The organism is Burkholderia sp. BCC1047 (assembly GCF_902833155.1).
GTDB classification, from domain to species: Bacteria; Pseudomonadota; Gammaproteobacteria; order Burkholderiales; family Burkholderiaceae; genus Burkholderia; species Burkholderia sola.
Map to the genome: position 1 here is coordinate 40,282 of NZ_CADFEH010000020.1, position 15,478 is coordinate 55,759.

The 15,478-nt window shown below is 67.0% G+C and carries 15 protein-coding genes; 2 read left to right on the forward strand and 13 right to left on the reverse strand.

Features of this window, described 5'->3' with window-relative positions; genetic code table 11:
• The 9 genes from HWX55_RS20660 to HWX55_RS20700 form a co-directional block, all read right to left on the reverse strand.
• Positions 1-207 carry a hypothetical protein gene (locus HWX55_RS20660; RefSeq protein ID WP_175977105.1) on the reverse strand — a complete coding sequence of 69 codons (207 nt, stop codon included), beginning with the start codon at positions 205-207 and terminating at the stop codon, positions 1-3.
• A gap of 107 nt (positions 208-314) precedes the next feature.
• Positions 315-1,058 (reverse strand): acetoacetyl-CoA reductase, encoded by a 744-nt coding sequence (gene phbB / locus HWX55_RS20665; protein ID WP_175977106.1) that lies wholly within the window; start codon positions 1,056-1,058, stop codon positions 315-317.
• Between the two features lie 218 nt (positions 1,059-1,276).
• A complete protein-coding gene (locus HWX55_RS20670) occupies positions 1,277-2,458 on the reverse strand; it encodes an acetyl-CoA C-acetyltransferase (RefSeq protein ID WP_089488936.1) in 1,182 nt (393 codons plus the stop codon).
• Positions 2,459-2,721: 263 nt separating this feature from the next.
• Entirely contained in the window at positions 2,722-3,306 is a 585-nt protein-coding gene (gene phaP, locus HWX55_RS20675; protein ID WP_175977107.1) for a TIGR01841 family phasin, read from the reverse strand.
• Between the two features lie 497 nt (positions 3,307-3,803).
• Positions 3,804-4,568: a ParA family protein gene (locus HWX55_RS20680; protein ID WP_175977108.1), complete on the reverse strand. Its 765-nt coding sequence runs from the start codon at positions 4,566-4,568 to the stop codon at positions 3,804-3,806.
• A gap of 126 nt (positions 4,569-4,694) precedes the next feature.
• Positions 4,695-5,318, reverse strand: a complete 624-nt coding sequence (locus HWX55_RS20685; RefSeq protein WP_175977109.1) for a DNA-3-methyladenine glycosylase — start codon at positions 5,316-5,318, stop codon at positions 4,695-4,697.
• Positions 5,305-5,835, reverse strand: a complete 531-nt coding sequence (gene mug, locus HWX55_RS20690; RefSeq protein ID WP_175977110.1) for a G/U mismatch-specific DNA glycosylase — start codon at positions 5,833-5,835, stop codon at positions 5,305-5,307. The genes HWX55_RS20685 and mug overlap by 14 nt, the downstream gene beginning before the upstream one ends.
• 122 nt (positions 5,836-5,957) lie before the next feature.
• The gene (locus HWX55_RS20695; protein WP_175977111.1) at positions 5,958-6,509 is read right to left on the reverse strand and encodes a single-stranded DNA-binding protein; all 552 of its coding nucleotides are present in this window, start codon (positions 6,507-6,509) and stop codon (positions 5,958-5,960) included.
• Positions 6,510-6,610: 101 nt separating this feature from the next.
• Entirely contained in the window at positions 6,611-7,798 is a 1,188-nt protein-coding gene (locus HWX55_RS20700; protein WP_021162585.1) for an MFS transporter, read from the reverse strand.
• Positions 7,799-8,061: 263 nt separating this feature from the next.
• Here HWX55_RS20700 and uvrA point away from each other — a divergent pair, with 263 nt between their 5' ends.
• Together uvrA and HWX55_RS20710 are read left to right on the forward strand one after the other, a co-directional pair.
• On the forward strand, positions 8,062-10,947 hold the full coding sequence (uvrA, locus tag HWX55_RS20705; protein ID WP_124593407.1) for an excinuclease ABC subunit UvrA: 2,886 nt from the start codon (positions 8,062-8,064) through the stop codon (positions 10,945-10,947).
• A 240-nt stretch (positions 10,948-11,187) separates the two neighbouring features.
• Complete coding sequence (locus HWX55_RS20710; protein WP_175977112.1) at positions 11,188-12,270, forward strand: hypothetical protein; 1,083 nt, start codon at positions 11,188-11,190, stop codon at positions 12,268-12,270.
• Positions 12,271-12,363: 93 nt separating this feature from the next.
• Here HWX55_RS20710 and purU read toward each other — a convergent pair whose 3' ends face one another.
• From purU to HWX55_RS20730, 4 genes are all read right to left on the reverse strand, one after another.
• Positions 12,364-13,248, reverse strand: a complete 885-nt coding sequence (gene purU, locus HWX55_RS20715) for a formyltetrahydrofolate deformylase (protein WP_050014896.1) — start codon at positions 13,246-13,248, stop codon at positions 12,364-12,366.
• A gap of 64 nt (positions 13,249-13,312) precedes the next feature.
• Entirely contained in the window at positions 13,313-14,179 is an 867-nt protein-coding gene (locus tag HWX55_RS20720) for an NUDIX hydrolase family protein (protein ID WP_175977113.1), read from the reverse strand.
• A gap of 5 nt (positions 14,180-14,184) precedes the next feature.
• The gene (locus tag HWX55_RS20725) at positions 14,185-14,799 is read right to left on the reverse strand and encodes a LysE family translocator (RefSeq protein ID WP_050014892.1); all 615 of its coding nucleotides are present in this window, start codon (positions 14,797-14,799) and stop codon (positions 14,185-14,187) included.
• A gap of 78 nt (positions 14,800-14,877) precedes the next feature.
• Positions 14,878-15,444, reverse strand: coding sequence for an adenine phosphoribosyltransferase (locus HWX55_RS20730; RefSeq protein ID WP_175977114.1), 567 nt, complete (start codon positions 15,442-15,444; stop codon positions 14,878-14,880).
• Between the last annotated feature and the right edge of the window lie 34 nt (positions 15,445-15,478).

The window sequence follows — 15,478 nt, forward strand, 5'->3', positions numbered from 1 at the left end:
TCAGCGTGCCCGGCGCATGCGGCGCGGCGATCTTTCCGGCCTGCGCGCGAAACACTTGCCGTACGCGACGAACCGGCAATCGCGATGATCGAAGTTCCGCAGCAGCCGCGCGCGGCGCCGCTCGAGCCAGTAGAGCGAGATCGCCATCGTCAGCGCGATGGCCAGCGCCGAGCCGCCGATCACCAGTCCGATCCAGGTGTCGCCCATGCGTTCTCCGGAATGCGAGGCCGAAGCGGCGCGCCTGCCGCCGCTCCGGCGCGGGATAGGGGGAACGCGACCCGCACGGGCGCGAATGCCGTGCGGGCCGCCGCACGTCACTGCATGTGCTGACCGCCGTTGATCGCGATGTTGGAGCCCGTCACGAAGCCGGCCTCCTCCGAGCACAGATAAGCGACCAGCGCCGCGACTTCCTCGGGCTTGCCGAGCCGACCCGCCGGGATCTGCGGGAGGATCTTCGTGTCGAGGATGTCCTGCGGGATCGCAGTGACCATCTTCGTCGCCAGGTAGCCCGGCGACACCGTGTTCACCGTCACGCCCTTGCGCGCGACCTCGAGCGCGAGCGATTTCGTGAAGCCGTGCATGCCGGCCTTCGCGGCCGCGTAGTTGGTCTGGCCGACCGAACCCTTCGAGCCGTTCACCGACGAGATGTTGACGATGCGGCCCCAGCCGCGCTCGACCATGCCGTCGCAGACCGGCTTCGTCATGTTGAACACGGAATCGAGGTTCGTGCGGATCACCGCGTCCCAGTTGACCTTGTCGAGCTTGCGCAGCGTCATGTCGCGCGTGATGCCCGCGTTGTTCACGAGAATGTCGACCGGGCCGATGTCCCGCACGATCTTCTCGATGCATTGCTGGCACGAGTCGTGATCGGCCACGTCCACCGGGTACGCATGGAATTCCCGGCCGGCCGTATGCATCTCGGTCAGCCAGCGGTCCGCGCCGGCGTTGTTCGGCGAATACGTGACGACTACCCGATGACCCGCGTCGTTCAACCGGATGCTGACCGCCTCGCCGAGGCCGCCCATCCCACCTGTCACAACAGCGATTCGCTTAGTCATACTATGAATTACCGACAAAAAAGTAATCGATGAAAGGCGGGGCGGCGGCCTCGCACACGCTGCCGCCCCACCGCTTCGATGCGCGTCCGCCCGCGTCGCGGGCGCGGCACGCACCGGTACCTCGCGCGTGTTGTTGACTGCCTCTGTTGCGCGAAAACCGCCCGGCTCGCCCGCGACGCCGATTCGCGCCGCGAGCGGACCGTATCGTCAGCCGCTGCTCAGACGCGCTCGACCGCGAGCGCGACGCCCATCCCGCCGCCGATGCACAGCGACGCCAGCCCGCGCTTCGCGTCGCGCTTGACCATCTCGTGCAGCAGCGTCACCAGGATCCGGCAGCCCGACGCGCCGATCGGGTGGCCGATCGCGATCGCCCCGCCGTTCACGTTCACCTTCGACGTGTCCCAGCCCATCTGCTTGTGCACCGCCAGCGCCTGCGCCGCGAACGCTTCGTTGATCTCCATCAGGTCCAGGTCGCCCGGCGTCCAGCCCGCGCGCTCCAGCGCCCGGCGCGACGCCGGCACCGGCCCCATGCCCATCACGCTCGGATCCACGCCCGCGTTCGCGTACGCCTTGATCCGCGCCAGCGGCGTCAGGCCCAGCGCCGCCGCCTTCTGCGCCGACATCACCAGCACCGCCGCCGCGCCGTCGTTCAGCCCCGACGCGTTCGCCGCCGTCACCGAGCCGTCCTTCGCGAACGCCGGCTTCAGCCCGGCCAGCGACTCCGCCGTCACGCCGTGACGCACGAACTCGTCGGTCGCGAACTGCAGCGGCTCGCCCTTGCGTTGCGGAATCGACACCGGCACGATCTCGTCGTTGAAACGGCCCGCCTTCTGCGCGGCTTCCGCCTTGTTCTGCGACAGCGCCGCGAACGCGTCCTGCTCTTCGCGCGTGATCCCGTATTCCTTCGCGACGTTCTCCGCCGTGATGCCCATGTGGTACTGGTTGTACACGTCCCACAGCCCGTCGACGATCATCGTGTCGACCAGCTTCGCGTCGCCCATCCGGAACCCGTCGCGCGAGCCCGGCAGCACGTGCGGCGCCGCGCTCATGTTCTCCTGGCCGCCCGCGATCACGATCTCCGCGTCGCCCGCGACGATCGCGTTCGCCGCCAGCATCACGGCCTTCAGGCCCGAGCCGCACACCTTGTTGATCGTCATGCCCGGCACCGCGCTCGGCAGCCCCGCCTTGATCACCGACTGCCGCGCCGGGTTCTGCCCCGAGCCGGCCGTCAGCACCTGGCCCATGATCACTTCGCTGACCTGGTCGGGCTTCACGCCCGCACGCTCCAGCACCGCGCGGATCACCGTCGCGCCCAGTTCCGGCGCCGCAATCTTCGCGAGCGAGCCGCCGAATTTGCCGACCGCGGTCCGCGCGGCCGATACGATCACTACATCCGTCATGTTCAGTTCCTGCATCGAAGTCAGTTCCTCGTGGCGACGCCGGCACGAGACGGTCGCACATGGCGATGGCGCCGCCCGCCGCCGTATTGGCGGGCAGCTTCCGTCCGCATCGGCGGCACGGCACACCGCCGCACGGGCAACCGTGCACGGGCGTCTGGCGGCGAACCGGATGTTTGCCGGGCCGCGCGTGGCACACGCGGCGGCCGGCGCCATCCGGCGCCGATCAATCGTGTCGCGCCTGCGCGCGACACGCATTCACGCGGTTACGCAGCCGAGTCGCGCGCAGCCGCAGCGTCCTTGCGGGCGGCCGCCGCCGTCTGCTTCGCGCCGCGCGTGGCCGTTTCGCTGACCGCATCGAAGCCGCTCTGCGCCGCCTCGATCGCCTGCCCCGTCGCTGCGCGCACGGAGTCGGCCGCGGCGCTCGCCGCCGACAGCGCCGAATTCAGCGCGGCCACTACCGGCGCCGAGCCGGCCGGCGCGTGCTTCGTCAGTTCGCCGAGCACGTCCTTCAGGCGTTTGTCGTTCTGTTCGTACTGCGCCTGCGCGACCTTCGCCCATTCGGACTGCGTCGACACCGCGATGTCGAACAGATGGCGGCCGTACGACACGACCTTGCCGGTCGCGTCCTGCGGCACCGCGACCTGCTGCACGAAGCCCGCGGCCGGGTTGTTGCTGCTGAACGCGTTCTTCAGCTTGTCCTCGTATTCCTCGAGCGCCGTCCGGGCCGCTTGCAGGTTGAGTTCGACGACAGCCTCGAAACCGTGGATCGCCGGACGGGCGATCGCAAACCACGCGGCGATACCGGATTGATAATCGGCGGCGAGTTTTTCGGGGGCAAATACGGACATCGGGCACGCTCCTGTTGGCAATGCGAGAGACGACGTAAAGAAAAACGGAAGCTTGATCGACCGCTGCTTCCTTATTGACAACCCGCACCTGTTTCAGCGCGGGCAGTGGAAGGAAGTCATTCTAGATCGATTAATTGTCAATTAAATGGCATTAATACTAGGTATAAACCCTTATTACCCTTTTGACCAGCAGCCGAAGCCGCAGGCGCGGCGAAATCTCAGACAAGACGCCACCCTCAGCGACCCGCCATGCGTTTTTACCTTTTTGCAGCATAGCGCATCGTGACGTGGCGCAATATTTGCCAATTCATTATTCCGTTTATTAGAAAACCGGCCTCCATTGAAAATGGAGTGATCGTTTATGTAATATTTTTTCTCGATTTGTTGTGAAATCGTTTTCTCGATTATTAATGACGAAATCAATAATCGGATGAATGGCCGGTCGCGACAAAAAAGGCCGCTCGAAGCGGCCTCGGTCGATGTGGTCGCACGCGGGATCAGCCGGCCAGTTCGCGATGCAGCGCGCGGAACTCCTGCGCGAGCTTGTGCGCCGGCTCGAGATGGATCACCGGCGTCGACTGCTGATGCGATTCGCGGATCTTCACCGACGCGGACAACCGCGACGCGAGCACCGGCAGCCCTTCGTCGACGAGCTCGTCGACCAGCCGTTGCGGCAGGCTCGCGCGTGGCTGGAACTGGTTGATGACGATCCCTTCCACCTCGAGCGCCGCGTTGTGGTCCTGCTGGATTTCCTTCACGTTCTCGAGCAGCGTGTACAGCGCGCGGCGCGAGAAATCGTCGCAGTCGAACGGGATCAGGCAGCGCTCGACCGCGATCAGCGCCGAGCGCGTATAGAAATTCAGCGCGGGCGGCGTGTCGATGTACACGGCGTCGTACATGTCGAGTTCGTTCAGCGCGTCGCGCAGCTTGTAGATCTTGTAGCGCGATTCGAGCTTGCCGTGCAGCGTGTCGAGATCCGGATGCGCGGGCATCACGTCGAGCCCGTCGAACGGGGTCGCGTGGATGAACGACGCGACGTCGACCGGACGGAAGTTGAAGGTCAGCGCGGTTTCGAAGAAGCCGGCGACGCCCGGTTGCGCATCGTCCGCGGCGTCGCCGAGCAGGTAGCGCGTCGAGTTCGCCTGCGCATCGAGATCGATGACGACCGTGCGCAACCCTTCGCTCGCGCTGATCGCCGCGAGGTTGCAGACGATCGTCGACTTGCCCACGCCGCCCTTCTGGTTGAATACGACCCGCCGCATGGTGCCTCCTCGATCGAAACGTCGAAACGGCCAGCTTAGCCGATCAATAATGGCGACCGCGTGACGCAGGTCGAATTGGACGCGACGAGTGCGCGACTCGAGTACGCGACTTGGACGCGCGACGTGTCAGACGCGCGGCACGGCGCCCGACACGTACCGGTTGCCGGGCACGCTCCACCGCCACGGCAGATCCTGGCCGACGCGAATGCCGATGCGCGGCCCGCCCGCCAGATCGGCGGGCGGCGCCATCCCGTCGTCGACGATCGCGAACCCGTCGCGCGCGCCGACCAGGTCGACGCCATCCTGCGCGCCGCCGATCCCCATCGCCTGCGTCAGCCGGGCCGGCCCGCGGCACAGGTCGCGATCGCGCGTGCGCGGCGGCCGCGCCGCCCGCATCTGGTCGAGCCCGTGCAGCGGCTCCAGCGCACGGATCAGCACGCCCGTTCCGGCGCCGTCCGGGCCGCACACGCAGTTGCAGCACCAGTGCATTCCGTACGTGAAATACACGTAGAAGTGCCCGGGCGGCCCGAACATCGTCGCGTTGCGCGGCGTCTTGCCGCGATAGGTGTGCGCGGCCGGATCGAGCGCGCCCGCATACGCTTCCACTTCGACGATGCGGCCGGCCCGGCCGTCCGCGGACGCGAGGATCTTGTTGAGCAATTGCGGCGCCACCTCGGTGGCCATGCGGTTGAAGAATGCGCGCGGGACGATGGCGCCCGGCCACGGCGCCGGCGTCTTACCGCGTCGCATCGTGCCGCTCGGTCATCGCCGCGAGATGAAGCTCGCGATACGCGTCGACCAGATCGTCGAGCCCGAATGCGAGGTTTCTGCCGCTGGGGTTCGGCAGCACCCACACGCGTGCATGCCCGATGCGGGCCGGCTGCAACCCCCACGCGACCTCGCGTTGCCCCGACAGCGCCGAATACGCGGCCTTGCCGAGAAACGCGACGAAGCGCGGCGCATGCTGCGCGACCTTCTGCTCGAACCCGGCGCCCGCGGCCGCGAATTCCACGCGCGACAGTTGATCGGCGCTCGCGGTCGGCCGCGACACCACGGCCGTCAGCCCGCAGCCGTAATCGAGTATTGCGCGGTCGTCCTGCGGCGAAAGTTCCGTCGGCGTGAAGCCCGCGAGATGGATCACGCGCCAGAAGCGGTTGTTTCGCCCCGCGAAGTGATGGCCGGTCGCGGCCGCGAGCAGGCCGGGATTGATCCCGCAGAACAGAACGTCGAGATGGGGCGCGATGAGGTCGGCGAGTGCGTCAGCCACGTTTGATCCGGAGAGCGGCGTGCAGGCACGACGTAAACGAAACAAGGCCCGAAAACCCGGGCAAAGCGGCTGGCTTGACTCGGACATTCGGGCCCATCGTGATGCGAGGGTGCGACCGGCGATCAGAACGGAATATCGTCGTCCATCTCGTCGAAGCCACCGCCTGCCGGCGCGCTCGGACGGCTCTGGCCGCCGCCACCCGCGCCGCCGCGCGCAGCGCCGCCGGCACGGCCACCGCCGCCACCGCCACGCTCCGCCTGCTCGCCGCGACCGCCGCCACCACCGTAGCCGCCGCCATAACCGCCTTCGTCACCGCCGCCACCGCCGCCGCCCGAACCGCCGCGGCCGCCGAGCATCTGCATCTGTTCGGCGACGATTTCGGTCGAGTAACGGTCCTGGCCGTCCTGGCCCTGCCACTTGCGCGTACGGATGCGGCCTTCGATATAGACCGACGACCCCTTCTTCAGGTATTCGCTGACGATCTCCGCCAGACGGCCGAAGAACGCGACGCGATGCCACTCGGTCATTTCCTTGAAATCGCCGCTTGCCTTGTCCTTGTAGCGGTCGGTCGTCGCGAGACGGATGTTCGCAACCGCGTCGCCGCTCGGCAGGTAACGGACTTCAGGATCGGCGCCGAGATTGCCGACGAGGATGACCTTGTTGACGGATGCCATGTGTTTCTCCAGTAAATTCGATGCCGGGCCGCCCGCGCGTAGCGCCGGAACGAGCCCGCCGGACAGGCCGGCGCGCGGCCGATGCCTGCCCGAAACAAGATTCAGGCCTTGCGCGGCGGCGCTTTCATGCTGGCCGCGATTATAAGCCACGCGGCAACGAGCCCCGAGCACGTATAAAAGACCGTGTTCGCGCCGCCGTGCTTCAGCAGCCAGCCGCCGACGATGCCGCCGAGCGCGAGCCCGATCGACTGCGTGGTGTTGTAGACGCCCGTGGCCGCGCCCTTGCGCGAACCCGGTGCGAGCTTCGACACGAGCGACGGCTGCGACGCTTCCAGGATGTTGAACCCGAGGAAGTACACGAACAGGATCGCCGCCACAATCAGAATGGTATGCGGTGCGCTGCCGAGCAACAATTGGCCGATCAGGATAGCCAGAATGCCGCCGAGCAGCACCGGCTTCATCTTGCCCCGTTTTTCCGCGACGATGATCGCCGGCACCATCATCACGAACGCGAGCCCCATCACCGGCAGGTAGACCTTCCAGTGCGCGGCGACCGGTAGCCCGCCGTCCACCAGGAGGCGCGGCACGACGAGGAACAGCGCCGTCTGCGTCGCATGCAGCACCAGCACGCCGAAGTTCAGGCGCAGCAGCTCGACGTTGTGCAGCACCTCGGCGAACGGCGCGGGCACGTGCACGGGCTTCGCCGCGTCGGGCACGATCCACAGCACGACGCCGATCGCGAGGATCGACAGCACGCCGACGATCGCGAACAGCCCGCTCATCCCGACCCAGTGGAACACGATCGGCGCGCCGACGATCGCGACCGCGAACGACACGCCGATCGAGCCGCCGACCATCGCCATCGCCTTCGTGCGGTTCTGCTCGGAGGTCAGGTCGGCGATGAACGCGAGCACCGCCGACGACACGGCGCCCATCCCCTGGATCACGCGGCCGACGATGATCCACGTGATGTCGTGCGCGAACGCGGCGACGAAGCTGCCGAGCGCGAAGATCACGAGGCCCGTGGCGATCACCGGCTTGCGGCCGAACTTGTCGGACGCCCAGCCGTAGAAGATATAGAACAGCGACTGCGTGACGCCGTAGGCCCCGAGCGCGATCCCGACGAGCAGCACGTTGTCGCCGCCCGGGATGGTTTTCGCGTAGACCGAGAACACCGGCATGATCATGAACAGGCCGAGCATGCGCAACGCGAAGATCGCCGCGAGCGACGTGGTCGCGCGCAGTTCGGGCGCAGTCATGCGGGAAGACGTGGCAGACGGATTGGACATCGGGAATGAATTTCGAATGATCGGAATGTCCGCCCGGCGGCGGGCGGCGGAAGATCAGGACCGGCGGCCTGGCGGCCTTTCGTGCGACACGTCGGGGCCGGATGCAGGCGGCCTGCGGGCCGCGCGGAACGTGCGGCGCGACCGCTTTTCCCGGCGCAGGTGTCGCCTTGCTGCCACCTGCTGTAAAGGCTGGGGGCCGTAAACGACGGTCTCGAAAAGCCGTTATAGTAGCAGGTTTGGTTCCCTCCATTTTCGCCAGGTTCATGGAACAGATCCGTATCCGTGGGGCACGCACCCACAACCTGAAAAACGTCAATCTCGACCTGCCGCGCCACAAGCTGGTCGTGATTACCGGGTTGTCCGGGTCGGGCAAGTCGTCGCTCGCGTTCGACACCCTTTATGCCGAGGGCCAGCGCCGCTACGTGGAAAGCCTGTCCGCGTACGCCCGCCAGTTCCTGCAGCTGATGGAGAAGCCCGACGTCGACCTGATCGAGGGGCTGTCGCCGGCGATCTCGATCGAGCAGAAGGCAACGTCCCACAACCCGCGTTCGACCGTCGGCACGGTCACGGAAATCCACGACTACCTGCGACTTTTGTACGCACGGGTCGGCACGCCGTACTGCCCCGACCACGACATCCCGCTCGAGGCGCAGAGCGTGTCGCAGATGGTCGACGCGGCGCTCGCGCTGCCCGAGGAAACCAAGCTGATGATCCTCGCGCCTGTCGTCGCGAACCGCAAGGGCGAGCACGCCGAGCTGTTCGAGGAAATGCAGGCGCAGGGCTTCGTGCGCTTTCGCGTGCGCTCGGGCGGCGGCGCCGCGAATGAAGGCGTCGCGAAGATCTACGAGGTCGAGTCGCTGCCGAAGCTGAAGAAGAACGACAAGCACACGATCGACGTCGTCGTCGATCGCCTGAAGGTGCGTCCGGACATGAAGCAGCGGCTCGCCGAATCGTTCGAGACGGCGCTGCGCCTCGCCGACGGCCGCGCGATCGCGCTCGAGATGGATACCGACCGCGAACACCTGTTCAGCTCGAAGTTCGCGTGCCCGATCTGCTCGTACTCGCTGCAGGAGCTCGAGCCGCGCCTGTTCTCGTTCAATAACCCGATGGGCGCGTGCCCGGAATGCGACGGCCTCGGCCAGATCACGTTCTTCGACCCGAAGCGGGTCGTCGCGCACCCGTCGCTGTCGCTGGCCGCCGGTGCGGTGAAGGGCTGGGACCGCCGCAACCAGTTCTACTTCCAGATGCTGCAGAGCCTCGCGGCGTTCTACGAATTCGACATCGACGCCGCGTTCGAGGATCTGCCCGAAAAGATCCGCAAGGTGCTGCTGTTCGGCTCGGGCAAGCAGACGATCCCGTTCTCGTACATCAACGAGCGCGGCCGCACGACGATCCGCGAGCACGTGTTCGAAGGGATCATCCCGAACCTCGAACGCCGCTATCGCGAGACCGATTCGGTCGCGGTGCGCGAAGAGCTGTCGAAGTACCAGAACAACCAGCCGTGCCCGTCGTGCGACGGCACGCGCCTGCGCCGCGAGGCGCGCCACGTGCGGATCGGCACCGGCGACCATGCGCGCGGCATCTATGAAATCAGCGGCTGGCCGCTGCGCGACGCGCTCGGCTATTTCGACGGGCTGACGCTCGACGGCGCGAAGCGCGAGATCGCCGACAAGGTGATCAAGGAAATCGTCGCGCGCCTGACCTTCCTGAACAACGTCGGCCTCGATTACCTGTCGCTCGAGCGCAGCGCCGAGACCTTGTCGGGCGGCGAGGCGCAGCGCATCCGGCTCGCGTCGCAGATCGGCTCGGGGCTCACCGGCGTGATGTACGTGCTCGACGAGCCGTCGATCGGCCTGCACCAGCGCGACAACGACCGTCTGATCGCGACGCTCAAGCATCTGCGCGACCTCGGCAACTCGGTGATCGTCGTCGAGCACGACGAGGACATGATCCGCACGGCCGACTACGTCGTCGACATGGGCCCGGGCGCGGGCGAGCACGGCGGCGTCGTGGTGGCCGAAGGCACGCCGAAGCAGGTGCAGTCGAACCCGCAGTCGCTGACCGGCCAGTACCTCGTCGGCAAGCGCGTGATCGAGTATCCGGACGAACGCATGTCGCCCGATCCGGAGCGGATGCTGCGCATCGTCGACGCGCACGGCAACAACCTGAAGCACGTCGATCTCGAGCTGCCGGTCGGCCTCTTGACCTGCATCACCGGCGTGTCGGGCTCCGGCAAGTCGACGCTGATCAACGACACGCTGTATCACGCGGTCGCGCGCCACCTGTACGGCTCGTCGGCCGAGCCGGCGGCGCACGAGGCGATCGAGGGCCTGGAGCACTTCGACAAGGTGATCAACGTCGACCAGTCGCCGATCGGCCGCACGCCGCGTTCGAACCCGGCCACGTACACGGGCCTGTTCACGCCGATCCGCGAGCTGTTCTCGGGCGTGCCGACGTCGAAGGAGCGCGGCTACGATCCGGGCCGCTTCTCGTTCAACGTGAAGGGCGGCCGCTGCGAATCGTGCCAGGGCGACGGCGTGCTGAAGGTCGAGATGCACTTTTTGCCGGACGTGTACGTGCCGTGCGACGTGTGCCACGGCAAGCGCTACAACCGCGAAACGCTCGAAGTGCAGTACAAGGGCAAAAACATCAGCGAAGTGCTCGACATGACGGTCGAGCACGCGTACGCGTTCTTCAGCGCGGTGCCGGTCATCGCGCGCAAGCTGAAGACGCTGCTCGACGTCGGCCTCGGCTACATCCGCCTCGGCCAGTCGGCCACGACGCTGTCGGGCGGCGAGGCGCAGCGCGTGAAGCTGTCGCTGGAGCTGTCGAAGCGCGACACCGGCCGCACGCTGTACATCCTCGACGAGCCGACCACCGGCCTGCACTTCCACGACATCGCACTGCTGCTCGAAGTGATCCACCGGCTGCGCGACCAGGGCAACACGGTCGTGATCATCGAGCACAACCTCGACGTGATCAAGACGGCCGACTGGGTGATCGACCTCGGCCCCGAAGGCGGCGCCGGCGGCGGCCAGATCATCGCGCAGGGCACGCCCGAGCAGGTCGCGAAGACCAAGGCGAGCTTCACCGGCAAGTACCTCGCGCCGCTGCTCAAGCGTCCGACCCGCAAAGTCGCGGCCGGCTGACGCCGGTTCCGCCCTTCCCGCGCGCGGCCGCCCGGCCGCGCGCGCGTCGAGGGCGGCCGCGCCCCCTCGTTTTCCCTTCTGCGTTTACACCACGCGCCAAACGGCCCGTTTGCGGCCCATAATGGCAGCTATACTTTACGGCCGTAAGGTTCGCCATCCGCACCAATCCGGTGCGGCGCCGGGCGACCCGCGCTCTGCCGCGTGCTCCGCGGCACGACACAGGGACAACAGGAATCGACGATGGAGAAGCAACAAGAGTCGCGCGACACGCAGAACCGCGAGCCGCACCTGCGCAGCGTGCGGCTGACGAGCGACTTGAGCCTGCCGAAGCTGTCGGCGCTCGAGATCGGCAGCTATCTCTTCGCGCTCGTCATGATGTGGCTCGTCCTCGAGCTCAAGCTGCTCGGCGGGATGCTGGCCGGCCTGCTCGTCTATCAGCTGATCCACACGATCGCACCCGTGATCGAGCGCCATACCACCAGCATGCGCGCGCGTTGGGTCGCGGTCGTGCTGCTGTCGATCGCGATCGTCGGCGCGCTCACCGGCCTGACGCTGGCCGTCATCGAGCATTTCGAGCACACGGTGCCAAACCTGCAGAGCCTGCTCGGCCAGCTGATGCAGATCGTCGAGCAGACCCGCGCACGCACGCCGGCCTGGATCGCCAATCTGCTGCCCGTCGACGTCGAGCAGATGAAGACGAAGGCGGCCGTGCTGATGCACTCGCACATGGACCAGCTCCAGCAAAGCGGCAAGAGCGTCGCGCGCGGCTTCGGCCACGTGCTGTTCGGGATGATCATCGGCGCGATGATCGCGATCGGCGTCGAGCAGGGCAAGGTGCGCCGGCCGCTGTCCACCGCGCTCGTCACGCGCGTGTCGCGCTTCGCCGACGCGTTCCGCCGCATCGTGTTCGCGCAGATCAAGATCTCGGCGATCAACGCGGCATTCACCGGCATCTACCTGCTCGTCGCGCTGCCGATCTTCCATCAGCGGCTGCCGCTGTCGAAAACGCTCGTGCTCGTCACGTTCATCGTCGGCCTGCTGCCCGTGATCGGCAACCTGATCTCGAACACGCTGATCGTCGCGGTGTCGCTGTCGGTCAGCATGGGCACCGCGATCGCGTCGCTTGCGTTCCTCGTGGTCATCCACAAGCTCGAATACTTCCTGAACGCGAAGATCATCGGCGGCCAGATCGAGTCGCGCGCATGGGAGCTGCTGCTCGCGATGCTGATCATGGAAGCCGCGTTCGGGCTGCCGGGCGTGGTCGCCGCGCCGATCTTCTATGCGTACCTGAAACGCGAGCTGTACCTGCTGCGGCTGATCTGAAGCCGCTCGCTCGCGCACGGCAAACAAAAACGCCGCGCCCCGTGAAGGGCGCTGCGTTTTCGCTTGCGCAGCCGGCCTTTCGCGGCCGACGGATCAGCGGAACACGACCGTCTTCGTCCCGTTCAGCACGATCCGGTGCTCGACGTGCCACTTCACCGCCCGCGCGAGCGTCACGCACTCGACGTCGCGGCCGATCGCGGTCAACTGGTCGGGCGTCATGCTGTGGTCGACGCGCTCGACTTCCTGCTCGATGATCGGGCCTTCGTCGAGATCGGTCGTCACGTAATGCGCGGTCGCGCCGATCAGCTTCACGCCGCGGTCGAACGCCTGGTAGTAAGGCTTCGCGCCCTTGAAGCTCGGCAGGAACGAATGGTGGATGTTGATCGCGCGCCCGGCGAGCTGCGCGCACATGTTCGGCGACAGGATCTGCATGTAGCGCGCGAGCACGACCAGATCGGCCTGGTGCTCGTCGATCACTTCCAGCACGCGCGCTTCCTGCGCGGCCTTCGCGGCATCGGACGAGCCGCCGATCAGCGGGAAGTGATGGAACGGAATGTTGTAGCTCGCCGCGAGCTGGTAGAACTCCTTGTGATTCGACACGATCGCCGGAATCTCGATCGGCAGCTGGCCGGTGCGATAGCGGAACAGCAGGTCGTTCAGGCAGTGGCCGATCTTCGACACCATGATCACGACGCGCGGCTTCACGGCCGCATCGTGCAGCTCCCAGCGCATCGAGAACTGTTCGGCGAGCGGCGCGAATTCCTTGCGAAGCGTGTCGAGCGCCGACGCGGCATCCTCGCCGCCGCCGTCCTGCTCGAAGTGCACGCGCATGAAGAACTCGCTGGTGCGACTGTCGCCGAACTGCGCGGAATCGAGGATGTTGTTGCTGCGCTCGAACAGGAAGCCCGAGACCGCATGGACGATGCCGTGCCGGTCAGGGCACGACAGTTTCAAGATAAAGCTGTGATCGGTCGGCATGACCGCTACTCCCATTGTTTCCGTATTCGTCAAATTGCCCGCTTGCGCCGCCCGGTGGCGCGCGTCACGCGCCCGGCACGAACAGCGCGTCGATGCCGGCCGCGTCGGCCGCCGCAATCCAGCGATGACGCAGCAGCGTGTCGAGCGTCGCGAGGCTCGCATCCATCGTCGCGCGGCCTTCGCGCAGCCAGCCGATCACCTCGGGCACGCCGGCCAGCAGGTGCTCGGCCACTTCGCCGTCCTGGTTGCGCGGCGCGAAGTCGTGCGGCAGCGGCAGGTCGTACACGAAGATCAGTTCCGACTGCGTGCCTTCCGGCAGCGAGTTCAACACCTGCACCGCACGGCCCGCGATCGCGCGCGCCGCCAGGTCGGCCGGAATCCCCGCTTCTTCCCAGCATTCCTTCGCGAGCGTCTCGTGAACGCCGAGCCCCCAGCCGATCCCGCCGGCGACGACGTTGTCGAGCATGCCGGGATCGGTCGCCTTGGTCGCGCTGCGACGGCCGAGCCATATCTTCGGCGCGGCCGCGGCGGCCGGCTCGCCCGGCGTAACCGCATATTCTACGATGCCGTTCACGTGCACCGCATAGGTCTGCGTGCCGAAGAAGCGCGACGCGGCGCGCTCGATGTACGCGAGCGGCGGATCGTCGAAGCGGTTTCGGATCGCGTAGATCTCGTCGCGCCAGCCGGGAATCGCGCCTTCGGCCGCGAGCGCGCCGATCGCGCTGGCCAGCGCCATGCTGCGCGCGTCGACCGAATCGTAGCGCGCCGACAGCACGACCCGCTCGGCGGTCAGCTCGAACACGTCGGGCCAGCGCGCGAGCTTCGCGACGTCCTGGCGGCGCACCCAGCCGACCGCCTCGCCGGCGATCTCGAAACGCAGGTGCGCGGCCGGATCGAAGCGGCGCGCGGCCGCGATGCACGGAAACGTCATCGCGCTCAGTCCTTCAGCGCGACGCGGATGCCGATCGCGATGAACGTCGCGCCGGCGATCCGGTCGAGCCACACGCCGGCCTTCGGGCGGCGCTTCAGCCACGCGCCGATCATGCCCGCGCCGACGCCGAACAGCGAGAAGACGGCGGCCGTCTGCAGCATGAACAGCGCGCCGAGCTCGAACATCTGCAGCGTCACGCTTTGCGCGCCGTGCGGATCGACGAACTGCGGCAGGAACACGACGAAGAACAGCGTGACCTTCGGGTTCATCAGGTTGCCGATCACGCTCTGCCGGAAGATCGTGGCGAGCGGCTGCGGCGGGCGCGCATGCGCGTTCGCGAGCCCCTGGCTGCGCAGCGCCTTGATGCCGATCCACACGAGGTACGCGGCGCCCGCGAGCTTCAGGATCTGGAACGCGACCGGCGACGAACGCAGCACGGCCGCGACGCCGAGCGCCGCGAGCGTCGTGTGGAACAGGATCCCGGCCGTGAAGCCGAGCGCGGCGACGAAGCCGGCCGCGCGGCCCTGCGAGATGCCGCGTGCGAGCACCTGCAGGTTGTCGGGACCCGGCGCGAACGTGATCGCGACCGACGTGGCGAGAAACAGCATGAAGTTGGGCATCGTGACCTCGCTGCGGAAGGTGAACCAAGCGTGAACCGGGGCAAGCCGGCGCGGCTGGCCCCGGGAGCGGACCGGCGTTCAGTGGCCGGCGAATTCGGTAACGGTATAGACCGGCAGTCCGGCGTTGCGCAGCAGCGTCGAGCCGCCGAGATCGGGCAGGTCGATGATCGACGCGCCTTCGACGACCACCGCGCCGAGCCGCTGCAGCAGGTTGCGCCCCGCCATCATCGTGCCGCCGGTCGCGATCAGGTCGTCCATGATGATCACGCGATCGCCCGGCTTGCACGCATCTTCGTGGATCTCGACCGTCGCGCTGCCGTATTCGAGGTCGTACGATTCCGAGCGCGTCTTGTACGGCAGCTTGCCGACCTTGCGGATCGGCACGAAGCCGACGCTCAGCTCGTACGCGACGATCGGCGCGATGATGAAGCCGCGCGCGTCGAGGCCCGCAACGTAGTCGAGCTTCGCGTCGACATAGCGTTCGACGAACAGGTCGACCAGGATGCGCAGCGCCTTCGGGCTCTGCAGCAGCGTCGTGATGTCGCGGAACTGCACGCCCGGCTGCGGCCAGTCGGGCACCGTGCGGATCTGGCTGTGGATGAAGGCGACCGGATCGAGCGGTGCGCCCGGCGACGAATGCGGCATGAAACTCTCCGAAAAAAACGGTGCGCGAAGATCG